General features: G+C 33.7%; 20 protein-coding genes and 1 other RNA gene. 19 read left to right on the top strand and 2 right to left on the bottom strand.

What is annotated here, in order from left to right:
• The first annotated feature begins 71 nt into the window (after positions 1–71).
• From R2782_RS02590 to R2782_RS02520, 15 genes are all read left to right on the top strand, one after another.
• Positions 72–641 carry a hypothetical protein gene (locus tag R2782_RS02590; RefSeq protein ID WP_371266504.1) on the top strand — a complete coding sequence of 190 codons (570 nt, stop codon included), beginning with the start codon at positions 72–74 and terminating at the stop codon, positions 639–641.
• 34 nt (positions 642–675) lie between these two features.
• Positions 676–2,106 carry a leucine-rich repeat protein gene (locus tag R2782_RS02585; protein WP_371266503.1) on the top strand — a complete coding sequence of 477 codons (1,431 nt, stop codon included), beginning with the start codon at positions 676–678 and terminating at the stop codon, positions 2,104–2,106.
• A gap of 54 nt (positions 2,107–2,160) precedes the next feature.
• Positions 2,161–4,890, top strand: a complete 2,730-nt coding sequence (locus R2782_RS02580; protein WP_371266502.1) for a M4 family metallopeptidase — start codon at positions 2,161–2,163, stop codon at positions 4,888–4,890.
• Between the two features lie 339 nt (positions 4,891–5,229).
• Positions 5,230–5,742: a GNAT family N-acetyltransferase gene (locus R2782_RS02575; RefSeq protein WP_371266501.1), complete on the top strand. Its 513-nt coding sequence runs from the start codon at positions 5,230–5,232 to the stop codon at positions 5,740–5,742.
• Positions 5,729–6,142 (top strand): GNAT family N-acetyltransferase, encoded by a 414-nt coding sequence (locus R2782_RS02570; protein ID WP_371266500.1) that lies wholly within the window; start codon positions 5,729–5,731, stop codon positions 6,140–6,142. The genes R2782_RS02575 and R2782_RS02570 overlap by 14 nt, the downstream gene beginning before the upstream one ends.
• 6 nt (positions 6,143–6,148) lie before the next feature.
• A complete protein-coding gene (locus tag R2782_RS02565) occupies positions 6,149–6,490 on the top strand; it encodes a n-acetylglutamate synthase (protein WP_371266499.1) in 342 nt (113 codons plus the stop codon).
• A 51-nt stretch (positions 6,491–6,541) separates the two neighbouring features.
• The gene (locus tag R2782_RS02560; protein ID WP_371266498.1) at positions 6,542–7,849 is read left to right on the top strand and encodes a DUF2268 domain-containing putative Zn-dependent protease; all 1,308 of its coding nucleotides are present in this window, start codon (positions 6,542–6,544) and stop codon (positions 7,847–7,849) included.
• A 7-nt stretch (positions 7,850–7,856) separates the two neighbouring features.
• Positions 7,857–8,501 carry a hypothetical protein gene (locus R2782_RS02555; protein ID WP_371266497.1) on the top strand — a complete coding sequence of 215 codons (645 nt, stop codon included), beginning with the start codon at positions 7,857–7,859 and terminating at the stop codon, positions 8,499–8,501.
• Positions 8,502–8,514: 13 nt separating this feature from the next.
• A complete protein-coding gene (locus tag R2782_RS02550; RefSeq protein ID WP_371266496.1) occupies positions 8,515–8,844 on the top strand; it encodes an antibiotic biosynthesis monooxygenase in 330 nt (109 codons plus the stop codon).
• Entirely contained in the window at positions 8,841–9,284 is a 444-nt protein-coding gene (locus R2782_RS02545) for a DinB family protein (RefSeq protein WP_371266495.1), read from the top strand. The genes R2782_RS02550 and R2782_RS02545 overlap by 4 nt, the downstream gene beginning before the upstream one ends.
• 4 nt (positions 9,285–9,288) lie before the next feature.
• Positions 9,289–9,951 (top strand): hypothetical protein, encoded by a 663-nt coding sequence (locus R2782_RS02540; protein ID WP_371266494.1) that lies wholly within the window; start codon positions 9,289–9,291, stop codon positions 9,949–9,951.
• Between the two features lie 182 nt (positions 9,952–10,133).
• Positions 10,134–10,553, top strand: a complete 420-nt coding sequence (locus R2782_RS02535; protein ID WP_371266493.1) for a hypothetical protein — start codon at positions 10,134–10,136, stop codon at positions 10,551–10,553.
• Complete coding sequence (locus tag R2782_RS02530) at positions 10,550–11,449, top strand: hypothetical protein (protein ID WP_371266492.1); 900 nt, start codon at positions 10,550–10,552, stop codon at positions 11,447–11,449. Before R2782_RS02535 ends, R2782_RS02530 begins: the two co-directional genes overlap by 4 nt.
• Positions 11,446–11,934: a hypothetical protein gene (locus R2782_RS02525; protein ID WP_371266491.1), complete on the top strand. Its 489-nt coding sequence runs from the start codon at positions 11,446–11,448 to the stop codon at positions 11,932–11,934. Before R2782_RS02530 ends, R2782_RS02525 begins: the two co-directional genes overlap by 4 nt.
• Complete coding sequence (locus R2782_RS02520; protein ID WP_371266490.1) at positions 11,934–13,208, top strand: hypothetical protein; 1,275 nt, start codon at positions 11,934–11,936, stop codon at positions 13,206–13,208. Before R2782_RS02525 ends, R2782_RS02520 begins: the two co-directional genes overlap by 1 nt.
• 58 nt (positions 13,209–13,266) lie before the next feature.
• Here the strand turns inward: R2782_RS02520 and R2782_RS02515 are convergent, their stop codons facing one another.
• A complete protein-coding gene (locus tag R2782_RS02515; RefSeq protein WP_371266489.1) occupies positions 13,267–18,750 on the bottom strand; it encodes a fibronectin type III domain-containing protein in 5,484 nt (1,827 codons plus the stop codon).
• Positions 18,751–19,031: 281 nt separating this feature from the next.
• Positions 19,032–19,430, bottom strand: a transfer-messenger RNA (tmRNA) gene (ssrA, locus tag R2782_RS02510).
• A gap of 155 nt (positions 19,431–19,585) precedes the next feature.
• Between ssrA and R2782_RS02505 the strand changes: the two genes are divergently transcribed.
• The 4 genes from R2782_RS02505 to R2782_RS02490 all read left to right on the top strand — a co-directional run bounded on the left by R2782_RS02505 (position 19,586) and on the right by R2782_RS02490 (position 26,548).
• Positions 19,586–20,803, top strand: a complete 1,218-nt coding sequence (locus R2782_RS02505; RefSeq protein WP_371266488.1) for an NAD(P)-dependent oxidoreductase — start codon at positions 19,586–19,588, stop codon at positions 20,801–20,803.
• A 66-nt stretch (positions 20,804–20,869) separates the two neighbouring features.
• On the top strand, positions 20,870–23,167 hold the full coding sequence (bglX, locus tag R2782_RS02500) for a beta-glucosidase BglX (protein WP_371266487.1): 2,298 nt from the start codon (positions 20,870–20,872) through the stop codon (positions 23,165–23,167).
• Between the two features lie 65 nt (positions 23,168–23,232).
• Positions 23,233–24,990, top strand: a complete 1,758-nt coding sequence (locus R2782_RS02495; RefSeq protein WP_371266486.1) for a family 43 glycosylhydrolase — start codon at positions 23,233–23,235, stop codon at positions 24,988–24,990.
• 124 nt (positions 24,991–25,114) lie between these two features.
• On the top strand, positions 25,115–26,548 hold the full coding sequence (locus tag R2782_RS02490) for an MFS transporter (RefSeq protein WP_371266485.1): 1,434 nt from the start codon (positions 25,115–25,117) through the stop codon (positions 26,546–26,548).
• Positions 26,549–26,574 lie beyond the last annotated feature (26 nt).

The raw sequence follows: 26,574 nt of genomic DNA, 5'->3' as shown, positions 1-26,574 counted from the left end.
GATATTGGTTGGGTGTTTTATGTTGTAAAAACTGTACCTACATTTAGTTATAATTTTAAAACACCTACCATATGACAAAAATTTTCACTTTTTCATTATTACTTATTTCAACGTTAGTTTTTACCTCTTGTGGCGGTGGAAGTTCAAAACAAGAAGCCAATGCAACTGGTTTTTCGGTAATTGAAAGCCAAATTAAAGATAAATTTGGTGAAGAAGCTTATTATACGGATTTGTCGATTACTTACAATGAGTCAATTGGGAATATTGTTAGCGTAACCGTTACCGATAATCCGGAATCATTAAAAATGGCACAATGGAATCAAACGCAAGACAATTGGAACCAAACATCTGAGGTTACGATTGAAATTCCGGAAGGAACAAAAGCAGCTGATTTTATGTTTCAATTAAATGAAAGCCATAACTTAAAAAAATTAGGCGAATTGGTTGAAAAATCTAAAACGCAACTTACTGAAGAAAAAAAATTAGAAAAACCAAAATTGCATCTGGCAGCTGTAAAATATCCGGACACAGGTGAGGTTTCTAAGGCCGAATATGTGGTAATGTTACAACCTAAAAATGGAGGAACTACTTTTAGTTTTTCCTACACTTTAGCCGGAGAATTAATTAAAATGGATTATTAAAAAGAACTTATAAATTAACTCAAAAACCCCAATCATGAAAAAACAAGTACTTATTTTAATGACTTTTGTAATAGCCTCTATGAGCTATTCGCAGACTTTTACGGATAATTTTATTACTTACAATGTTACCTCTACGGCTAATCATACAGTTGAGATTACTGGTTATACAGGGTCAAGTGGTGTAGCTGTAACAATTCCTGACAGCGTAATAAATAATAATACCTCATATACTATAACAAGCATTGGTGATTTTGCTTTTGTTAACCAATCACTAACTTCTATTTCCATTGGGAGCAATGTAGAAAATATTGGTATGTTTGCGTTTAATAACAATCAACTATCAACACTAACTATTCCCGCTAGTGTTTTAACTTTGGGAATGCAATCTTTCTCATTTAACCCATTAACTTGTGTTATTTCTGAAGCTACCGCACCACCGGTAATCGTAACAGGAGGAATTAATGATTCTTTTGGCGAAAGCCGAAGCAATATCAACTTAACCATACCATCCGGAACCGCAAGTGACTATGCTACCGCAACATGGACAGGTTTTAATAATGTTGCAGAAGGATTAACAGGAAACTTCACAGTAAATCATATTACCTATGCAGTGACCTCTACAACAAATAACACCGTAAAGACTACCAATTATAATACCACAGGAGGAACCGTGGTTAATATACCTACAACTGTTTCAAGAGGTTGTGAAACATATAGTATTACTGAAATAGGAAATTTTTCTTTTCAAAGTAAAGGCTTAACAGCAGTTACAATCCCTAACACTATCGTAAATATTGGAGAAAAAGCTTTTTTTATAAACAATCTAACAACACTTACAATTCCAGATAGTGTTATTAATATTGACGAAGGAGCCTTTGCTCAAAACCAAAATATGACAAATCTTGTGTTAGGAAACAATCTTACAACAATTGGAGACTTTGCTTTTCGTTTTTGTGCTTTAAACAATATTACTATACCTGCGAGTGTTACCAATATAGGAGTAATTGCTTTTGGAGGAATGGGTGGAATAAATGCCATTACAGATATTTATTGCTTAGGTGTAGTGCCACCAACAATTACTACAAGTGGTTCAATCAATACAGATACTTTTAATCAGGCACGCAGCACGATCCATTTACACATTCCAGCAGGGACATTAGGAACCTACGTAACAGATTCAGGTGCACTATGGACTGGATTTAATCCGGTTACTGAAGATGCACTAAGCACGTCTAATTTTGAATTGGAAAATAAAATTCAGTTGATTACAACTGAAAATAGTATAAATATTCGAACAGATAATGGGTTACAAGTAAATCGTTATACTGTTTATAATCTATCCGGTCAAGAAATTACAAGCGGTACGGAGACAGCAATAGACTCGTCTTCATTTTCAAAAGGTATTTATATTATATCGCTGAATTTTAATGAGGGAACTGTAGTTAAAAAAGTGCTTATACAATAATCTACTTTTTGTTTTATAAATCATATAAAATTGAATAATTAATTCCATTATCGTATGAAAACATTCAAATATTTACTTTATTTTCCATTAATGATGGGAAATATTGTGTTTGCTCAGGATAATACTTTTTCTTCCCATGTAAAATCACAACTAGTGAATGAACAAGGAGTTGTTCAATTTGTAACCTTTGATGAATCTACACCCTTAAAAGTGGAGAACAGGTCTGATTTTTTGAAAGAATTTCTTAAAACATCTGAAAAAACTTCTTTTGTTAAAATAAGTTCTCAAAAAGACGAATTAAAAATCGTACACGAAACCTATCAACAGTATTTTAACACATTACCCGTTGAATTTGGAATTTACAAAACTCATTTGAAAAACGGAGTACTTCAAGCGATTAATGGTGATTATTTTCTAATGAATGAAATGGAAACAATTCCAACAATTTCAAAAGAAAATGCTATTTCAATTGCTAAACGCCACGTAAACGCAGAAAATTATTATGATTCTTCTGTTAAGGCAATAGGTTATGAAGGACCAAATCCAACTTTAGTAGTTTTTCCTAAATTGGAAAACATTAATACAAGAGATAGATTGGCTTACCGACTGGAAATTTATGCAGAAAAACCATTGTATCGAGCAGATGTTTATATAGATGCTCATACAGGAGAAGTAATTTTTGAAAAAAATAAAATTCATCAATCAAATATTGGTGCAATTGGTACAACGCTTTATAATGGTGTAAAGAACTTTAGAGCGGAACAATTTTCGGGTGGCTATCGGTTGCGTCAAACGGTTTCCGGTAATGGTATTCAAACCTTGAATGCTACAAATGGTAGTTTGCAAAATGCAACAGATTATATAAGCTCTACAAATAATTTCAATTTGAATCCCGAAGCGGTTCAAGTGCATTGGGGAGCAGAAAGAACGCATCAGTATTTTTTACAAAAGCATAATCGCAACTCTTTTGATGGAAATGGAGCTCTTATAAAATCTTACATAACACCACCAAGTGCAAATGCGAACGCTATTTGGACAGGCAGTGCTATGCTATTTTCTTTAGGAAATGGAACTAATATGGGACCGGTCACTTCTTTAGATGTTGTGGGTCATGAGTTTACCCATGCCGTTATTGATTATACTGCTGATTTAATATACTCTAATCAATCCGGTGCTATAAACGAATCGTTTGCTGATATTTTTGGCGAAATGGTAGAAAATTTTGGACAAGGAACTAATGATTGGTTGTGCGGTGCAGCTTTTACTCCTAATGGGATACGTTCATTAAGTAATCCTAAATCTAATGGGGATCCGGACACTTATCTTGGTCAATATTGGCAAACTACCCCAGATGATAATTATGGGGTGCATACCAATTCCGGTGTTCACAACAAATGGTTTTATCTATTAGCAGTTGGAGGAAGTGGTACTAATGATAATGGTTATAGCTATAATTTTAGTGGTATAGGAATAGAAAAAGCAGCGGCAATAGCTTACAGAAATCTAAAAGTATATTTAGTCCCAACAGCTAATTATCATTATACCTGTGAATCTTCCCTTTATGCTGCAAAGGTACTTTTTGGTACAAATTCACCAGAGCACATTGCAACTGCTCAAGCGTGGCGTGCCGTTGGGTTGTTAACTCCTCAAACAGATTATATCCCACCCACAACACCATTAAACCTAGTTGCGACTAATACAACTTCCAATAATATTATCTCTGCAACACTTTCTTGGGATGCTTCTACAGATAATGTTGGTGTTCTGGGTTATACCATTTATAGAAACTCCTCATTAATTGGTGTTTCTTCAACCACATCGTATAATGTTCCACAAGATATGGTTAGTGATGTAATATATGACTTTAGGGTACAAGCATTCGATGCAGCCGGTAATGTATCAGGATTAAGCAATATAGATAGTATTTGGGTTGATACTACTGCTCCTACTGCTCCAATCAATCTTGTTTCCTCTGATACGACTTCTTATTCAACAGTGCTAACTTGGGATGCGTCAACTGATGCTATTGGAGTTATAGGGTATAAGATTTATGATGGCTTGTCACCTTTTCAAACTGTCACTAATATAACATCAACTACATTAAACAATTTAATCCCAAATAATAATTATAACTTTCGTGTAACTGCAATAGATGCGGCTGGTCATGAATCTAATTCAAGCAATACAGTATCAGTAATTACACCTATGTTATGTACCGGTGGAAATGGTAATCTAATGTTGACAATAAATTTTGGTGATTTTCCACCTGGTGTTAATTGGAATATTAAAGATGCAACTAATAACATAGTAGCATCAGGGGGAAATTATTCTTTTTCATTAGCTGGTGGTACTTTAGTTGAACAAATAACATTAAGTCCAGGGTTTTATAGTTTCGATATTTTTGATGAATGGAGTTCTACACCCGGAGGTTTTATTTTAGAAAGTAATCAAGTAATCGCTTCTAATACAAACATATGGAGTTACTTACCAACCACTTTTTGTGTAAACACTTCGGTTAATAGAGAAGTTTCAAGCAACGTAAAATTAACTAATAGTGGCTCTGGTTTTATCTATCCTAATCCAGCTTCTGACAAATTATATATCAATAGTGTTGAGAAAGACAGTCATCCTTTTTTAATTGTGGATATAACAGGAAAAGTAATTATGGAAGGTGCACTTGATGCTGATAATTCTATAGATGTGAGTCAACTGCAATCAGGATTATATATGCTAGGAATCATGAATGAAGATAAAACTGAAAATTATAAATTTATTAAAAAGTAAATTTTAGATATTTTTTTGTTAGATATGAATATAAGATAAGTTTAAAATTGAAGAACAAAACCCATTGGTTAACAAATTGTTTATTAAGTAGTAATTAATTGTAGTTGAAATAGGTAATTAGTTTAATATTTTATTTTTTTCTTGCACCCAATTATCAATTGATGGTTGGGTGTATTTTTAAAAGTATGGAAGAAGATAATTGGGAAAATTATTTCATGTTAATAAGAGTTTCAGTACTTTTAGTAATTTCTAGTATTGTTAAAGTTTTTCATTGATTTTTTTGAAAAGTTATTATTATTTAGAGATTGTTTGTGTAAAGCTGTAATAAGGACCCATAAAATGGATTTTAAATTTAGAAAAGGAACAATAAAAGACAAGGTCAAGTTACAAGAATTAGGTATTCTTTCTTACAGTCAACATAAACACGCAATGACACCCGAGAATTGGAACAAATACAGTTCTTTTATGTCAAATCCAGAAACTTTTACATACTTAATGAAAACTTCTACATGTTTCTTATGTGAATACGAAAATGAAATTATTGGAATGGCATTTTTGGTTTCTAATGGGCATCCAACCGAAATGTTTGATGAACAATGGAGTTATATCAGAATGGTTGGAGTTAACCCAAACTTTGGAGGTAATGGAATTGCAAAAGCATTGACCCAAATGTGTATAAATTATGCTAAGGAAACAAACGAAAAGGTTGTGGCATTACATACCTCAGAATTTATGCATGCAGCAAGACATATTTATGAGGGATTCGGATTTAAAATAGTTCGAGAACTTACTCGATATGACAAGAAATATTGGATATATCTTTTAAAACTTACCACTAATGACAACAATTAATTATCAAATTGAAGAAAAAATTTCGATAGAAGAATTTAAAAATGTTTTAATTAATTCTACTTTAGGAGAAAGAAGACCTGTAGATAATGAAGAAACCTTATCCAAAATGATTGAACACGGTAATTTGATTGTTACTGCTAGAGAAAATGGGAGATTAATTGGTGTTGCTCGTTCATTGACAGATTTTAATTATTGTACCTATTTATCCGATTTGGCTGTGGACGAAAAATATCAAAAAATGGGAATTGGAAAAGAGTTAATACGACAAACAAAACTAGCTTCACCTAAAGCAAAATTGATTCTCTTATCAGCTCCAAAAGCAGTCAATTATTACCCAAAAATTGGTATGGCACACTGGGAACAATGTTATGTTTTGGATCAATTGGAAGACCTCAAATAAACATATATGATTGATTATAATAACAAACTATTCAGACCAGTCGTTAACACTGAAAACGGAGAGACTTCCAGCGAAACGGTTTTTATTTACAAGCAAGTGGGTAACATTTTGACATCAAAATACTCCGGTGGTAAAATAATAAAAGGACATTTGATTGGCCTGGTTAATGATAAAGGGGAAATTGATATGCGATACCATCAAGTAAACCAAAAAGGAGAACTGATGACAGGAGTCTGTCAATCAAAACCTGAAATGCTGGAAAACGGAAAAATTCGGCTACACGAAACGTGGCAATGGACTTCGGGTGATTATTCCAACGGAGAGTCCATTATTGAAGAACAAGGATGATGTCAATTATTCATGAACTTTTTTAGCTCAACAAATCTAAACCCAAAATATATGAAACAATACGCAATAATAATTCCTTTTTTAGTTTTTTCAAATTTTGTTTTTTCGCAAGACTTTGAGCAATCGTTTGTTTCTAAAGATATTGAAAATTTTTGGGAAGCATATGATAAAATTACAACTACAAAAGATTCTTTGCTTCAACAAAAATTCCTCAAAGAACTTTATTTAGATAAAGCCACTGAAGGACTAAAGAGTTTAATATTGGTTAGAAATTATTCGCAAAAAGAATTTTTGGATTACATCAACAATTGCCCCAATTTTTGGAACTCAATCAAGAATAACACTTTAAATGTAAGTGAGTTATATCCGGAAATAGAAAGTAATATTCAAAAATTAAAGGTGTATTATCCGGACTTAAAGCAAAGGCCTATTTATTTTTTAATAGGAGCTTTTCGAACCGGAGGAACCATACACGAAAATAAAGTATTAATTGGTTCAGAGATTTCACTAGCAGATGAAAAAACGGTTATAGACGAATTACCGGAATGGAGGAAACCGTTTTTTGTTGAGTATAAAAATCCAATAAAAGGAATAGGTTTATTATGTACACACGAATATATTCACACACAACAAAAAGAATTCGTAGACAATCTGTTGAGCTATTGCCTTTACGAAGGAGTTGCTGAATTTGTATCTTGCAAAGTTACCGAAAAAGCATCAAATGCTCCTGCCATAAAATTCGGAAAAGCCAATGAAAGTGAAGTTGTCAAACAATTTGTGAAAGACCTGTTTACGGGCGAGAATATTTACAATTGGTTGTGGGGTGAAAATTCAAATCATTTAAAAGTGAGAGATTTGGGTTATTACATTGGTTATGAAATTGCTGAACGACATTTCAACACATCCACTGATAAAAAGAAAGCAATAAAAGAATTAATTGAACTCGAATATACCAATGAAAACGAAGTAGAAAAAATTGTTGATGGAACTAATTTTTTGCCCAAAACACTAAAGGATTTATATACTGAGTATCAAAACAAACGTCCCAAAATTATTGCTATAAAACAATTCAAGAATGGGAGCCAAAAAGTAAATCCAAAAACTTCTCAAATCACCATTGACTTTTCTGAACCAATGGATGATTGTTGTCGTGGGTTTGATTTTGGAGATATGGGTCAAGAACATTCCATTCAAATTAAAAGTATCATGGGTTGGTCTGAAGATAAGAAAAGTTTGACGTTAGAAATAAACGAACTTAAACCCAATTGGAATTATCAATTAATAGTAAAAAATTTTAAAAGTTTAAATGGATTTAGACTAATAGACTATCAGTTAGCTTTTAAAACAAAGAAAAAATAATATCAGTATGAAAATGAAAAAATACATCTTTGTTTTAGGATTACTTATATCACTTATAATGGCCTGTGGTATTGGAGTACAAAACAACAAAAAATACATTTATTATTTACACGGCAGAATAATTGAAATTCAAGGGAAAAATGCAATCAGTGAAGAATATGGGAAATATGAATTTGACAGTATAGTTAAGGCATTTAGTGCACCCGATCATGTTGTAATTGCAGAAGTTAGAACTGAAAATGTTGATTATATCGACTATGCAAATAAGATTTCCAAAGAAATAGACAGTTTGATTACAACAGGAGTTCAACCGACAGATATCACCATAATTGGAGCTTCCAAAGGAGCAATTATCGCAAGTCATATTTCTAACAAAAATTTGAATCCTGTAAATTATGTTTTACTTGCCGGAAACAATGAGTACCAGGAGCAGAATAATGATTGGAAATTTCATGGACAAGTTTTATGTATTTATGATTTATCAGACAGTATTGCTGGGAAAAATTATAATTATTGGGAAAACAAAGAGAATCATACAAATAAATTTGAGCAAATAGAATTAAAAACCCATTTAGGTCATGGATTTCTCTACAAACCAATAAAGGATTGGATTGAACCAACTAAGAAATGGATATTGAAGCAAGAATTATAATGGATAAATAAGCATGATAGCAACTACACCAAAACCGCCATATTATGCGGTAATTTTCAGTTCAGTAAATACAGAAAATAATGAAGACTACTCAGAAATGGCAGAGCAAATGGTTGAATTGGCAAGTCAACAAGAAGGATTCCTTGGAATAGAAAGTGCCAGAAACGACATAGGAATTACCGTATCCTATTGGCAAGATTTAGAATCAATTAAAAAATGGAAAGAGAATACCGAGCATAAAATTGCTCAAGAAACCGGAAGAAAATATTGGTACAAATCTTACAAAACCAGAATAGCGAAAGTAGAAAGAGACTATGGATTTGAAAAAGAAATAAGTGAATGACAAACACAGTAGAGCATCTTGAATATTGGGTTTCCAAAGTTTCAAAATATGTTTTAGAGGCTTCTGAAGAAATTTTGTCCGAGAAAATTAATCCCGAAAAATGGTCAAAAAAAGAAATTTTGGGTCATTTAGTAGATTCCGGAATTTATAATCTACAACGATTTACTGAAATACAATTTAAAGAAAAACCATATCGATTACAAAATTACAATCAAGATGAATTAGTAAAAGCAAATAGTTATCAAAATTCATCTACAAATGATATTCTTGATTTATTATGTGCTTTAAACAAGAGAATAATTCAAATAATAAAGATTCAGGAGAATTCAACACTTAAAAATGAAATCATATTATCAAATGGAGAAATTATAAATTTCAAATTCTTAATTGAAGATTATGTGATTCATTTTGAACATCATACTAAGCAAATAGTAGATTGAAAAAATGAAGAAATATTTATCACTATTATTGTTTATTTTCTTTGTGAAATTTACTTGTCAAGCTCAGACTAATAGAGTTGAAGACTTCATTCCACAAGGTTATATTCTATATGAAAAAGTTTTTGGTGATTTTAACAAAGACAATCAAGAGGACTGCATTCTTATCATAAAAGGAACAAGTAAAGACAACTTTGAAATTAATCGTTTTGATGAAGTTGTAGATCGCAATCGAAGAGGAATAATCATTTTATTTAAAAACGAAAGCGACTATCAAAAAGTTACTGGAAACCTAAGTTGTTTTTCTTCAGAAAATGAAGATGGTGGCGTTTATTATGCTCCGGAACTTTCTTTTGATGTTAAAAAAGGAAACTTAATTATTCATTATAGTCATGGTCGTTATGGTTTTTGGAACTATACCTTTAGATATCAAGATTCAAAATTCAAATTAATTGGCTATGATTCAAGTAGTAATTTTGGCCCAGTTGTAAATAGTGAAACAAGCATTAATTTTTTAACCAAAAAGAAACTTGTTAGAGAAAATATTAATGAAAATGCAGAAGGAGGCGATGAGGTTTTCAAAGAAACTTGGAGTAAAATTAAAATAGACAAATTACTTAATCTATCAGAAATTAAGAATTTTGATGATTTAGATATGTATAATTATTAAAATTTAAACCCTTGCTAATACTACTTCTTTTGTTGCTTTTACTTCTTTTGTTCGCTTTACTTTTTGCGATTTTCAAGCTGGTAAAATGGACATTAAAAGAGAAAATAAGAATAAAATGGTTATTTACTTTACTATTTGCTTTGGGATTAGTAATAGCAATAAAAAAAGTCTTTTTTACGAGAATGGAATTTATTCAATCCAAAGTTTATTCTAATTTATACATTGTTGAAAACCCTGAAAAAGACAGTTTACTGGTAAAAAAAGCAATATTAGAAAAAATTAAAGAACATCTTAGAACGCAACATAAACAAAAAAATAAACTTTCTTACTCAAATGAAACAGATTGTATTTACTTTTATGAAGATGGTGGAAGAACATTAGGTTTTCTTGGTGAAGCAGGTACAAGTTATTTTATCGATAATGAAGAAGATTTAGGTGGATTTGTCTCAGAAGAATTAGGAATGTATCCAGAGTATAGATTGGCTGAATTTTATTATGCACCTTGCAACAATGATTCTTCAAAAATTTGTGGTGAAATTGGTTTTTATCATGAAGGTGAATTTGTAAATACCGATTCTGTAAAAATTCAAATAAAGAAATGAAAAATAAATGCTTAATAATAATCACTTTATCAATTGTTCTATTCTATGCATGTCATTCAAAAGTTGAAAAAAATGAGCATAATGAAACTCAAATTTCAACTATAGATTCCGAAGGTAAAGTAAATGCACATTTCACATTTCTAGACATTTGGAAAAAACTTCCATTGAAACAATTACCATTAGATGAAACCACGAATTTCGATAACGTAGCGAATGATAGATTCCTTACCGAAGAAGAAAAAGTAGTTTTAAAATTAGACAAAATTTTCACTGACTATTCCCAATACAAGGATGCTTATTCAATTCGATCAGCTTATAAATTAGAATTTTCAAAACGTTTTTATTCTATTGTAATCAATGCTTTCAAAGGCGAACACGAACTTGAAATAATTCTCATAAATTATAATGATTCCGAAGATATAATCGACTATAAAGTTATTGCCTATGATGAAATTGCCGAAAGCATTTCCCAAAAAACAGCAACCATCGAAAAGAATTTTGTGACCATAATCGACAAAACAGACTTAGAGGAAACCGTGATTGAAATTTCAAAATTCCATGTCAATGCTTCAGGGGAATTTAACATTGTAAAAGATGTTTTTACAAGTACTATTCGACCCAATGAAGCCATTTTGTTAAATAAAACTTATAAAGATACCATTCAATTCAATTCTTATAATGATGATGGTGATTACAGATTACTTTTCGGAAAAAAGGATTTTCAAGAAGTTATCCTAATACATAACTTCGATTGGGAACAAGAAAAAAAATATAATTTTTCAGAGAATGAAACCCTACAAATTACCTGGAAAATGGATAGCATTTGGATAGCAGGTGATGGTGAAACGTTAGATTTTAAAGAAACCATTATAGATGCAAAAAGAATTAAAAAATGAAAAATGAAAGTCAATATAATCTTTTCATATCAATCATAAATGGAATATTTTTTTTACTATTCCTTCTTTTTTGTATCGATAGTTTTACCAATGTAGATATTACGAATCAAGAATTAAAATCAGTAGTCTATTTTGGAATTTTGGTAAGCACACCTATTGTTTTGGTTGTCAATGGAATGTTTCATAAACAATTAAATCCTAAAATAAAAAGTATACTATTTCCCTTTTTGGTAATTGTCTTTATATTAATTATTGGTCCAACAAAAATTGTGTTTTCTTCACGTGTTTGGAAAACCAATAATGTACTATTTATAAATAAAGAAAATCAAAATCTTAAAGTTGAATTCCAAATGCAAGACATGGGAGCTTTAGGATATAATAAGCGTACAGTAGAAGTATTACATCATAATAAATGGTTTATGACTGTAAAATCTAAAAACAAAAATTTTGAACTCAATACTAATTGGATTAAAGTGAACAACTAATGAAAACATTTTTATTTTTTATTACACTATCAATCACACTATTATTTTCATGTAAAGAAAATACAAAAAATGAAAATGAAGAATCTCAAGTAAATGAAAATGCACTAGAATCTTTAGTAGAAGTAACGAGTGGCAATGCAACTTTTGAAGAAGCATTTCATAAATTACCAATAAAAAGTGTTCCAATACAAGCAATCATTTCTAAGAATGAAAAAATACTAACTGAAATGAATCCAGTTGCTTTCAATCTACCTTCTATTTATGAACTTTGGTATAATAAAAATTATAATTATCAATTAATATCGGGCTATCGATTAAATCTGTCAACCGAATTTTATACGGCAATTCTAAAAATTAAAATTGGGGAAATAGATCAAGAACACTGGTTAATCAATTATGATTTTGAGGGCAAAATTATTGATTCTATACAAGTAGCTATTTTTTCTGATGGTGAATATGAATACTCAACAACCAAATCAACCATTGACCAAAATGAAATTTTAATTACATCTAATTTTTTTGTTAAAGATGCTGATGAAAAAGAAGAAATGCAACGAATTATTAAAATATTACCCGATGGAAAATTAAAAGAAATTTCTGAAAAGGAATCCATTTTAGATTTTGTTGCTAAAGAGCTAAATATAGAAAATTCCAAACGAATTGAAGATTTAGAAGCGTTTAAATTGCAACCCAACAATCCTAAGGAAGCTATTGTAGTAATTCCCGAAATTGTGGAAGGAAGCGAAGAAGAAGAATTTTTTAAACTAAACTCACATATTGCCATTGTAGATTTAAAGTCCAAAACTATTACGCACCAATATTTTGAAAGTTGTAAAACTAACGATTGGGTTTCAGATGCCATTCGTTTAGACGAGATAAAAATCGACACAGCTCCTTATTTGGTAAATGAGTCTACAAGAGCTTTTGGTATAAGCGTTCACTATTTTGGTTCTTCAAGAGTAAATCCTTACCATAACCAAAAACTATCATTATTTGTAAAAGAAAAAGGAACTTTGAAAAATATTTTGCATAATTTTTCTATGGAAGAAAGCAGTGGTGAATGGAATGGAAATTGCGAAGGTGAATTTGAATCAGAAAAAAAGACACTTATTGTAAGTGATAAAAAAACGAATGGATATTTTGATTTTACTATTAAAAATACTATTGCAAAAACGAGAAATTTTGAAACAGAGGATGGAGACTGTAAAGAAGAAGAGGAAATCAAAAAAGAAGCAGGTGTTTTAAAATTTGATGGGAAAAAATATGCTGAATAAAAAAATAAATCCGATTAGAAACTAATCGGATTTATTGATACAATATATTAACTTAACTTTAGTTTTTTAAAATTTTAGACGTTTGTGTTGCACTTTCTTGATATATTTTAACAAAGTAAACACCACTAGCATAGGTACTCAAATCGATTTGAACTTGAGTCACATTTGTGATTATTTCCTCAATTTCCTGACCTAAACTGTTTGTAATAATTATTTTGTCAAAGGCTCTCTCTGCTTGTACAGTTATAATGTCTTTTGTTGGATTTGGATATATTTTCGCAAATGATTTTTCAAAACTAGGATTATCAAGGGTTGTTGTACATTTAATAATTTTTGTTCTATTTGAATTTGACACACCACAATCTGAATCAGTATGGAAATAATACCGCATAGTCCCGGAATTAGTCTCAGAATTCCATACCAACGGTGCTGTACCACTTGCGTAGATGATACTGGCATCTGCATTGGTTATGGTGATAAAATCTGTGGCAACAGAACTATCAAAAGTATATACTCTATCTGAAATAATAGTAATATTACTGTATTCACCGGCATAAGCATCCACAACGATGGTCTCATTTGTTTCTGTACAAGTAGGTGTAAAGACAGTTGGCGGATAAAGTCCATAAGGAGCTACTAAACAGCCTGATCCTGATGGGGTTGTTGTTGTAAAACTTGGTCCTGCTATCCAATCACTAACACCTGAATCGTCGCAATTGGAACGAATCCAGATATAATAGGTCGTAGATGGATTTAAATTGTTCAATTGACCACTTAAGGTAACAAAAAATAGTGATGGAATAGTGGCAGCAGATATTGAATTTATCGTGCTAAAATAGATTTCATAACCACCGGATGGGACCGAAGAGGCAGCTGACCATTGTAAAAGTGCTTCGGTAGATAATACATTAGAAACCGTTAAATTCGATGGAGGAATACATGGTGTAACAACATCTTGACATTGAATAAATTTTGTTCGATTAGTATTTGAAGTACCACATGCTGAATTCGTATGGAAATAATACCTTATTACGCCGGAAATAGTCTCAGAATTCCAGATTAACGGTGTTGTTCCACTGGCATAGATAATACTGGCATCTGAATTGGTTATGGTAATAAAATCGGTTGCTAGAGAACTAGTAAATGTGTATTGTTTATTGGCTATAATATTTACATTACTATATTCACCGGCATAAGCATCCACAACAATTGTTTCATTTGTTCCGGTACATAAAGGAGTAAAGGTTGCTGTTGGATAAAGTCCATAAATAGCTTCTGTACATCCATTGGCTGATGCAGTCGTGGTAAAACTTGGTCCTGCTATCCATTCACTAACATCAGAACCTCCACAATTGGAACGAATCCAGAAATAATAAGTCGTAGCCGAATTTAAATTGGTCAATTGACTATTCAAAGTTGTAACAGTTCCTGTTGGAATAGTTGCTGTGGTTATGGAGTTTGTTGTACTGAAATAGACATCATAACCAACTGATGGTGCCGGTGTTGCTGCTGACCAATTTAAAAGTGCTCCATTTGAAAGTAGGTTAGAAACCGTTAAATTCGATGGAGGAATACATGGGGTTGCTTCGTTTTGACATTGGATAGATTTTATCCTTTCAACGTCTGCACTACCACATGCTGAGTTCGTATGGAAATAATACCGTATTACACCGGCATTAGAACCGGAATTCCAGATTAAAGGTGTTGTACCACTAGCATAGATAATACTGGCATCTGCATTGGTTATCGTGATATAATCGGTTGCTACTGAACTGGTAAATGTATATTGTTTGTTGGAAACTATGTTAACATTACTGTATTCTCCGCCATAAGCATCCACAACAATTGTTTCATTTATTCCGGTACATGCCGGTGTAAAAGTTGCTGTTGGATAAAGTCCATAAGGAGCTGATATACAACCCGTTCCTGATGGAGTTGTTGTCGTAAAACTTGGTCCGGCTATCCATTCGCTAACATTAGATCCACCACAATTGGAACGAACCCAAAAATAATAAGTCGTAGCCGAATTTAAATTGGTCAATTGGCCATTCAACCCTGAAACAGTCCCAGTCGGAATAGTTGCAGCAGTGATTGTATTTGTGGTGCTTAAATAAACGTCATAACCAACAGATGGAATCGGAGATGCTGCATTCCAACTTAAAAATGCTTCTGTAGGAAGTATATTCGATACCGTCAGATTAGAGGGTGGATTACATGGGAATTGACATTTTATATATTTAATTCTATTAATCTCTTCACTACCACAAGCGGCATTTGTATGCAAATAATATCGTATTACTCCTGAATTGGTTTCAGAATCCCACATTAATGGAGATGTGCCACTAGCATAGGTGATACTGGCATCCTCATTGGTTATCGTGATAAAATCGGTTGCAACAGAACTGGAAAAAGTATAAAGTTTATCAGCAATAATATTGACATTACTGTATTCACCGGCATAAGCATCCGTAACAATGGTTTCATTTGTTCCAAGACATACCAAGGTAAAATTAAAAGACGGATAAAGCCCATAAGGAGCTACTACACATCCGGTTCCTGATGAATTTGTTGTTGAAAAATTTGGGCCTGCTATCCATTCACTAACATCAGATCCACCACAATTGGAACGAACCCAAAAATAATAAGTAGTTTCCGAACTTAAATTGGTCAATTGACCGTTTAAACCAGTAACGGTTCCGATTGGAATAGTTGCAGCAGTTATGGAGTTTGTGGTGCTTAAATAAATATCATAACCAACAGATGGTGCAGGAGAAGCTGCTGTCCAACTTAAAAGTGCTTCAGTTGGAAGTACGTTAGAAACCATTAAATTTGATGGTGGATTACAAGAGGTAACTACATCTTGGCATTGTATCGATTTTGTTCTAATAATTTCTGCACTACCACAAGCGGAATTAGTATGAATAAAATACCGTATTACTCCTGCATTAGTACCAGAATTCAATACCAATGGCGTTGTACCGCTGGCATAAATAACACTGGCATCTACGTTGGTTATTGTAATAAAATCGGTTGCTATAGAGCTGGAAAAAGTATATTGTTTGTTGGCAATAATAGTGACGTTACTATATTCACCTGCATAAGCATTGGAGGCGATTATTTCGGCTGTTCCTGAACAATTAGGTGTGAAAGTTGTACTTGGGAATAGACCATAGGGTGCAGTGATACATCCGGTTGGTGCAGAATTTAATGTAGTAAAACTAATACTATTTGACCAATTACTTTGCGTAGCACCACAATTAGATTGTACCCAAAAATAGTAGGTTGTATTCGGGTTTAAACTATTTAATACGATTGAAGTTCCACTGGCAAATCCTGAAGGTGCGGTAGATGTATTTGGAGCTGTATTAGTGGTACTTATATAATAATAGTAACCATTACTGGGAATAGGATTTGGTGCTGCCCAAGTTAAAGTAGCCCCGTTTGAGGTAATTGTTGAGCTGGCAAGTGAACTTGGGGTATTACAATTTGGTGTTGGCGTACATGAAATAGCTTTTATTCGGTTATTACCGTCTGAGCCACAAGCAAAATTACTATGTATATAAAATCGCATAATACCGGTATTTGTTCCGGAATTCCACACTAATGGAGTGGTACCCACGATATAGACTTGTGAAGCATCTTCATTGGTAATGGTGATATAATCACTAGGAGCATTTTGACTTCCGGTTAAATTAGATGTAAACGTATATTGCGTATTTGCTGTTAAAGTAACTTTGGAATATTGATTTGTACTAGCATTGGTTAAAATGGTTTCCGTATTTCCAAAACAACTCGGTGTAAAAGTTGTACTTGGTAACATTCCATTCTGTGAAGAAGTACAACCGGCAGGTGATGCACCAATCGTAGTGAAATTATTTCCAAATACCCAATCACTTGTAGAAGATCCACAGTTAGAGCGAATCCAAATATAATAAGTTGTATTTGCATTTAAATTGGATAAAAATAAATTGGTAATCAACGTTGATCCTGTTACTGCTGTAGTAGAAGTTGGCTCTGTAGTAGAAGTTGATAAATAATATTGATAACCATTGCTTGGAATATGATTTGCTCCGACAAAACTTAAATTGGCCGTTGAATTGGTTATAGCATTTATTGCAAAAGCATTGGGTGCATCACATGAAAGATTGGCATTTTTACATTTAATGGATTGTGTTCTACTGTTTAATTCATTACCACAGTTTATACTCGTTTTGATTAAAAACTTACAATTTCCACTATTGTCACCCGAAGACCAAACTAATGGTGTTGTGCCGGAAGCAATTAACCAACCATCAGGACTGAATAGCGAAATATGATCGGTAACAACAGAGCTATAAAAAGTAAATATTTTATTTTTCTGAATTTGAACAACATTATATTCTCCAGCATAACAGGAAGTTGAAATAATTTCTTGATTTCCAAAACAACCGGGAATATATGTACTAGATAAATCTTGACCAAGACCAAAATTATTACCAGTGGAGCATCCAATATACTCCGCTGCTTGCGTTGTAAAACTACCGCCGGAAAACCATTCTCCCCACAAATCATTAGCATTATCACAAACTCTTCTAATCCAAAAATGATAGGTTGTATTTGGCAGTAATCCGGTAGTTCTTATCTGAAATAGATTTGTATCACTATTAGGATCATTATTATTACCGGTAGGAGTTTGGTTTACAGTAGGAGTCGTACTATCGGTACTTATAAAATATTGTACATTACTTACGGAAGTATTCCAATTTAATACTGCACTCGTACTTTGAATACTGGTCGGATAGACTTCTGTAAATGGATTGTTACAGCCCGAAATACCTTGGCCTTTTATGGTTTTAATTCGCTCAATTTCTTGGTCATCACATGAGGCATTAGCCGATGTATAATAATTTATAACACTGTAATTATTTGGTGATGGAGAAATCCACGTAAGCGGTGCGGGTCCATGAGCCAAAATGGCTGTACCATCATTACTTGTTATGGTGATATAATCTGTTGCAACTGAACTATTAAAAATATATTCTCTATCACTTATGATATTAACTTTAGAATAATGACCGGCATAGGAATCGGTCGCAATTACATCCGGTGTACTCGAAAAGGTGGGTGTGAAAGTTTCAGTTGGGTATAAACCGTATGTTGCCGATTGACATCCTTGATTGGGCAGTAATGTTGCAAAAGTATATACTAAGTGTGTGCTAGAACCAGAAAAACAACTCGTTCTAATATAAAGATAATAAACATCTCCTTCAGGAAGTCCAAAAAACGTAACACTTGGTGTGCTGGTAAAATCCGGCCAAGATAAATTTGCTTGAGGAACATTAGTAAGGCGATAGTCATAGCCGTTTACAGTTGATGAATTAGCAGGAGGATCCCAAGCTATGGTAACAACATCCGGTGTTCTTTCTATTATTCTAAAGTTGGTTGGAGGGTCACACTGTGCTTTACTCGAAATGGAGCATCCAAGTACAAAGACTAAAATTATAAGATTTAAATTGAATAAAACATTATTGCGTAATTTTTCAAAAATGTAATTTTTTTTCATAACCAGGTATTAATGTTAATTAGCGGGCAATTATGTTATTCGTAATTGCTCCAATCTTCAAAAATACTTTATGCCAATAGAATACTAATAAGCTAATCAATATATGTTGGTAATGAATAAATATTAGAAACAGTTAGAAAAATATTCGTAGTGTAAATAGTTGATTTTTTATGAATTTTTGCAGGCTTTGATGTTGGAAGAACTTAATTTTTTTTCAAAGAATTTCATTGAGAGCTTTCAATAACAAAAAACCCTGTAAAATCAATGCTTTACAGGGTTTTTAGTGGAGTCGGAGAGAATCGAACTCTCGTCCAAACAAGCAACCAAAGAGCTTTCTACGCGTTTAGCCTTTGATTAGTTTTTCGACAAAAAGCAAGGCCAAAGGCAGCCACTTCTTGCTTAGCTTTATAGTTGTCAGAAGGGATTTAAAGCATTACCCGTCCTAGGTTTATTTTTACGGTTCCCCTGAATCAAACGCCACAAACCAAGGCTTTTGAGGAGAATCTAGCTTCTCGTCCTTGACGAGACTAGGCAAATCTTACTATGATTCAGATTAAGCAGCTAAAGCGTAATTATTTTCGCCGTTTATAAAGTGTGAACCTTGATATTTACGAGCCAAATGTCCAATGCTCGACGTGCTTACCGTTTAGTTCCACCTGCTGTCAAAACCGGTCGACCCCATTTTTTAGTTTTCAGTTTTCAGTTATCAGCAACTCATAACAAAAACCAGACCACAAATATACAATTATAAATCTCAAAAAATAAAACTTGTTGGTATAAACCAATAATGTTATATTTGAAACAATTTTAAAGATTTGCTATAAAAATATCACAAATGACATTCGGAATCATCAAAGAACGTAAAAATCCACCGGATAGAAGGGTTGTCTTTTCGCCGGAAGAACTGGTTCGGTTGCAACAACATTATCCTGAAGCAAAAGTTAAAGTGGAATCATCAGATATTCGATTTTTTTCGGATGCAGCCTATCAAGAGGTTGGTTTAAATGTAACAACGGATATGTCTGATTGTGATGTATTAATAGGAGTAAAAGAAGTGCCAATTGAAGCATTGATTCCATACAAAAAGTATTTTTTCTTCTCGCATACCATTAAAAAACAACCCTATAATCGAAAGTTATTACAGGCTGTTTTAGAAAAGAACATAGAACTGTATGACCATGAAACCATAGTAGATGCTGAAAACCGCCGTTTAATTGGTTTTGGACGTTATGCCGGAATTGTGGGAGCTTACAATGGTTTAAGAGGTTTTGGAATCAAATATGAATTGTTTTCACTTCCCAAAGCAGAAACTTTAACCGGAAAAGCTGAATTGATTGCAAAGTTAAAGCGTCAAGCTTTTCCACCCATTAAGATTGTTTTGACCGGCAGAGGAAAAGTAGGCATGGGAGCGAAAGAAATTTTAGATGGTATTAAGTTTAAAGAAGTTACCGTTGAAAATTTCCTGACCAAAAAGTATTCTGAACCCGTTTATGTGCACATTGATGTATTGGATTACAACAAACGAAAAGATGGGAAAGTCAAAGATAATCCGGATTTTTTTCAAAATCCTTCCGACTATATTTCCGATTTTGAACGATTTACCAAAGAGGCAGATGTATTTATGGCCGGTCATTTTTATGGCAATGGTTCACCCGAAATTTTAACTAATGATATGTTGAAAGCCGCGGATTGTTCCTTGAAAGTAGTGGCTGATATTTCGTGCGATGTTGACGGTCCAATTGCTTGTACCATCAAAGCCTCAACCATTGCCGATCCGTTTTTTGGATATTTACCTGCCACTGGAGAAGAAGTTCCTTACACACATCCGAGTTCAATTATGGTGATGAGTGTTGACAATTTACCTTGTGAGTTACCCAAAGATGCCAGTGAAGGTTTTGGCGAAATGTTTATGCAACATGTAATTCCGGCTTTTTTTAACGGTGACAAAGACGGTATTTTACAACGAGCCAAAATTACTGAAAATGGAAAACTAACGTCTCGATTCAGTTATCTTCAGGGTTACGTAGATGAACATTCTCCCATTTTAAAATAACTACATTAGTAGGCGGGTTGATTAATCCGAATTGTTTTTTACATTTGGGAAAAACCTGCTTTTCAAATGAAATTTGTATCCGCTATTGTATTTATTTTTCTTTTTTCAACTGGTTTGTTGGCTCAAAAGACTACAAAAAATAAACCAACGCTTTCTAAAACAGAATTTATTGCCGAACTAATGGCAAAAATGACACTTGACGAAAAAATTGGACAATTGAATTTACCAACTTCAGGTGATATAATAACCGGTCAAGCCCATAAAACTGATATCGCCAAAAATATCAAAGATGGGAAGGTAGGAGGATTGTTTAACATCAAATCGGCTACAAAAATCCGCGAAGTACAAAAAATTGCTGTCGAACAAAGTCGCTTAAAAATTCCTTTACTTTTTGGAATGGATGTCATTCATGGGTACGAAACGACTTTTCCGATACCGCTTGGTTTGTCTGCTACATGGAATTTACCATTGATAGAAAGAAGTGCTCAAATTGCAGCCAAAGAGGCCAGTGCAGATGGTATAAATTGGACTTTTTCGCCCATGGTAGATATTTCTCGCGATCCAAGATGGGGAAGAGTATCAGAAGGTTCAGGTGAAGATGCTTATTTGGGAAGTGAAATCGCCAAAGCTATGGTCAGAGGTTATCAAGGAAAAGATTTGTCACTCAATACTACTCTTTTAGCTTGTGTGAAGCATTTTGCTTTGTACGGTGCTCCTGAAGGAGGCAGAGATTACAATACGGTTGACATGAGTAGAATCCGAATGTATAATGAGTATTTTCCACCTTATAAAGCAGCAGTTGATGCCGGAGTGGGTTCTGTGATGGCTTCTTTCAATGAAGTTGACGGAATTCCCGCTACAGGAAACAAATGGTTAATGACCGATGTGCTTCGAAAGCAATGGAAATTCAATGGTTTTGTGGTAACTGATTATACAGGAATCCAAGAAATGATGGAACATGGAGTTGGTGATTTTCAAACCGTATCTGCAGCTGCACTTAATGCAGGTATAGAAATGGATATGGTAAGCGAAGGTTTTTTAAAAACGCTTCAAAAATCAGTTGCCGATGGAAAAGTTTCAATTGACAAAATTGACAATGCTGTGCGATTAATTTTGTCCGCAAAATATGATTTAGGTTTGTTTGATGACCCTTATCGATACTGCGACTTAAAACGAAATAAGACCGATATTTTTACAGCTACTCATCGTAATGAAGCTCGAAAAACGGCAGCAGAATCGTTTGTTTTATTAAAAAACGACAAGGGTTTATTGCCTTTAAGGAAATCAGGAACCGTTGCTGTAATTGGTCCATTAGGAAATAATGCTGTCAACATGCCCGGAACGTGGAGTGTGGCTACAAAGCATGAAAAGGCTATTCCTTTGGCTGATGGAATGAAATCAGTTTTGGGAAAATCTGTGAATGTACTCTATGCGAAAGGCAGTAATTTAGTGGCAGATGCCGCTTATGAAGAACGGGCGACGATGTTTGGTAAAACACTAAATAGAGACAACCGTTCAAAAGAAGAATTATTGAATGAAGCTTTGCAAGTAGCTTCAAAAGCAGATGTAATTGTAGCTGCATTAGGGGAATCTGCTGAAATGAGTGGAGAATCAAGCAGTAGAACAGAATTAGGCATCCCATCTGTTCAAAAAGAATTGTTAGATGCTCTTTTAAAAACAGGAAAACCTGTTGTTTTAGTTTTATTTACAGGAAGACCATTAGTTTTGGTGGAAGAAAGTCAAAAAGTTGCTGCTATTTTAAATGTTTGGTTTCCCGGAACAGAAGCCGGTTTAGCCATTACAGATGTATTGTTTGGTGATGAAAGCCCTTCCGGAAGATTAACGGCTACTTTCCCAAGAAGTGTTGGTCAAATTCCAATTTATTACAATGCTAAAAATACAGGAAGACCGCTTGGAAATACAGAAGGAAAATTTGAAAAATTCAAAACCAATTACATTGATGAACGTAACGAACCGCTTTATCCTTTCGGATTTGGGTTGAGTTATACGCAGTTTTCATATGCTAATCTTCAATTATCCGCTGATAAAATGAATTCGAATGGAAAAATTACTGCTTCGGTAGAGATAACAAACACCGGAAATTATGACGGAAAAGAAGTCGTTCAACTTTACATCAGAGATGTGGTGGGTTCGGTGACTCGTCCTATGAAAGAATTAAAAGGTTTCCAAAAAATAAACCTTACGAAAGGTCAAAAGCAAACAGTAACTTTTGAAATCACAGAAGAAGATTTAAAATTTTATAATTCAGAACTTAACTTTATTGCTGAACCCGGAACATTTCATGTTTTTATCGGCACAAATTCTGATGTAACCGAATATAAGCAGTTTGAGCTAGTTAAATAATTTGAGTTTTTATTGTTCACTAAGCCCTTTGAACTTTTCAAAGGGTTTTTTTCTAAAATCCAGACATGAAAAAAGTAGTATTTTTTATAGTTTTTTGTTGGGTAATTAGTCCTGTTTTTTCTCAACAAAAAACATACTGTAATCCCATCAATATCGATTATGGCTATTGTCCAATTGAACCTTTTGTCAAACAAGGAAAACATCGGGCAACAGCTGATCCGGTCATCACATTTTTCAAAGAGAAATATTATCTTTTTTCCACTAATCAGTGGGGATATTGGCATAGCGAAAACATGCTCGATTGGAAGTTCATTCCACGAAAATTTCTTCGACCCGAGCATAAAGTGTGGGATGAATTGTGTGCTCCTTCCTTATCTTTTGTCAATGATACATTATTGGTCATTGGTTCCACACACACCAAAGAATTTCCTTTGTGGATGAGTACCAATCCCGAAGTGGATGACTGGAAAGAATTGGTTCACAAACACCAAGCCGGTGCATGGGATCCTCAACTATTCTGGGATAAAGAAAAAGATGAATTGTATATGTATTATGGTTCTAGTAATTTATATCCGTTGTATGGTTTAAAATTAAACCGAAAAACCTTTCAGCCGGAAGGTGAACCTGTTCCCGTTTTAGCCTTAAACGATGATGAACACGGTTGGGAGCGATTTGGCGAAAATAACGACAATACCTTTTTGCAACCGTTTACCGAAGGTGCATTCATGACCAAGCACAATAACAAATATTATTTGCAATACGGTGCTCCCGGAACTGAATTCAGTGGTTACGCCGATGGAGTTTATGTTGGAAATCATCCACTCGGACCTTTTGATTATCAGCCGCATAATCCATTTTCGTATAAACCGGGGGGATTTGCAAGAGGAGCAGGGCATGGTGCAACGTATCAAGATGCCAATAATCAGTATTGGCACGTTTCCACGATAGGTATTTGTGTGAAGAATAATTTTGAACGACGCATCGGAATTTGGCCTTCGGGTTTTGATGATGATGGCGAAATGTTCAGCAATACGGCTTATGGTGATTATCCAACTTTTTTACCATCAGAACAAAAAAATCATTTAACGGAACATTTTTCAGGTTGGATGTTACTCAACTATAATAAACCAGTTCAGGTTTCTTCTACCTTAGGAGGATATCAAGCAAATTTTGCCGTAAATGAAGATATCAAAACCTATTGGAGTGCCAAAACCGGTAACAAAGGCGAGTATATCATTTCTGATTTAGGCGAAATGAGTACAGTGAATGCCATTCAAATTAATTATGCTGATCAAGATGTTGAATTCATGGGAAAACCGGATAAAACAAATGGTCATCAATATATTTTATATGCTTCCAACGATGGTAAGAATTGGAAAATTGTTGTAGATAAAAGTAAAAGTACCAAAGATGTTCCGCATGAGTACATCGAATTACAGGTACCAATAAAAGCAAGATTTTTAAAACTGGAAAATCATGGCATGCCCACCGGAAAATTTGCGATAAGTGGATTCAGGGTTTTTGGAAAAGGCTCCGGTGAAAAACCAAAAGCGGTTAAAAACTTTGTTCCTTTGCGTTCCGGTCCAAAAGTAAAAGGTGAACGTAGAAATGTTTGGTTCAAATGGCAGCAAGAACCCTCGGCAGATGGTTATGTCATTTATTTTGGAAAATCGGCGGACAAACTATACGGTTCCATTATGGTGTATGGGAAAAATGAATATTATTTCAATGGATTAGACCGTTCAGACGTGTATTATTTTCAAATTGAGGCTTTTAATAATAACGGGATTGGTCCGCTAAATGAAATTAAAAAGTCGGAATAATGTATATGTTAATGTAAACATAATTTCGTTGATAACTATTTTTTGTGAATCTTTATTATCTATTCGTTCTCTTTATATTTAAAAATAAAATTAGCATTACCTAACAAACCTTTAAAAACAATTTATGAGTGCAACTACTTCAACCAAATGGGCACAGTTTATTCCCCTAGTTACCGTTTTTTTCTTTTGGGGATTTGTAGCTGCCAGCAACGATATTTTAATTCCGGTATTTAAGAAAGCATTTGATTTAACGCAAGGACAAAGTCAGTTGGTTTCCGTAGCATTTTATGTTGCTTACACCGTAGGTTCTTTAATTTACATGGGTATTTCTTTTCTTACAAAAGGGGATATCATCAACCGAATCGGGTATAAAAATGCACTAGCATTAGGTTTAACCATTTCGGCTTTAGGGACGTTATTATTTTATCCTGCAGCCAACAATGGTTCATTTCCATTGATGCTTTCCGGATTGTTTATTGTTGGACTCGGATTTTCTTTGCAACAAACGGTTGCCAATCCGTTAGCCATTGCTTTGGGGCCTATTACAACCGGTTCACAACGATTAACCATGGCGGGTGGAATCAATAATTTTGGTACCACAATTGGGCCATTGATTGTAAGTTTTGCCATTTTTGGTTCTGCGGCTTCTACCAATACCGATGTGAGTATTGAAAGCGTAAAAATTCCCTATTTGATTTTGGGGGCTGCTTTTATTTTGGTTGCCATCTTTTTGAAATTTTCATCTTTACCGGATCAACCGGAAACCGTTGTTGAGGTAGCAGAAGATGTTAAGTCTTCAAAAAAATCAGCACTTCACTACCCACAGCTGATTTTAGGGATGATTGGGATTTTTGTATATGTTGGAGTAGAAGTTTCCACAGCGAGTAATTTACCGGCTTATATGGAAACCGGTTTAGGTTTTGAAACCAAAGATATTGCACCCTATATTTCGTTGTATTGGGCGAGTTTAATGATTGGCCGTTGGACAGGTGCTGTTGAAGCTTTCAATGCATCAGCTAGTACGGAAAAAATATTGAAATTTTTAGCTCCGTATTTAGCGTTTGGGGTTTTCTTGATGGTTAACGCGATTGCCAAACATGATTTGACTCCATTTTATGTGTATGCGTTAGTCATTGTAGTTTTAATCGCTGCGGATATTGCCAGCAAAGGAAATCCGGCCAGAATGTTGTTGATTTTCTCAAGTTTAGGAATAGTTGCTTTATTGATTGGAATGTTTACCACAGGCATGTTGAGCGTTTATGCTTTCACTAGTGTTGGTTTATTCTGTAGTACGTTGTGGCCGTGTATATTCACCTTAGCCATCAGTGGTTTGGGCAAAAACACCAATCAAGGTAGTAATTTCTTGATTATGATGATTATGGGTGGAGGAATTGTGAGTTGGTTGCAAGGAGTGGTAGCTGATGAAACCAACATTCATTTTAGTTATATAGTTGGGGTGGCTTGTTTTGCGTATCTCGCTTTCTATGCATGGAAAGTAAGCGGAATTTTAAAAGCACAAGGAATTGATTTTGACCAAAAAGTATCAGGAGGACATTAAAATAAACTTATTTTAAACAAGAACCC

The organism is Flavobacterium sp., assembly GCF_041392085.1.
Classification (GTDB): Bacteria; Bacteroidota; Bacteroidia; order Flavobacteriales; family Flavobacteriaceae; genus Flavobacterium.
The sequence above is the reverse complement of the archived record's forward strand: the minus strand, read 5'-3'. Positions and strand labels throughout refer to the sequence as shown.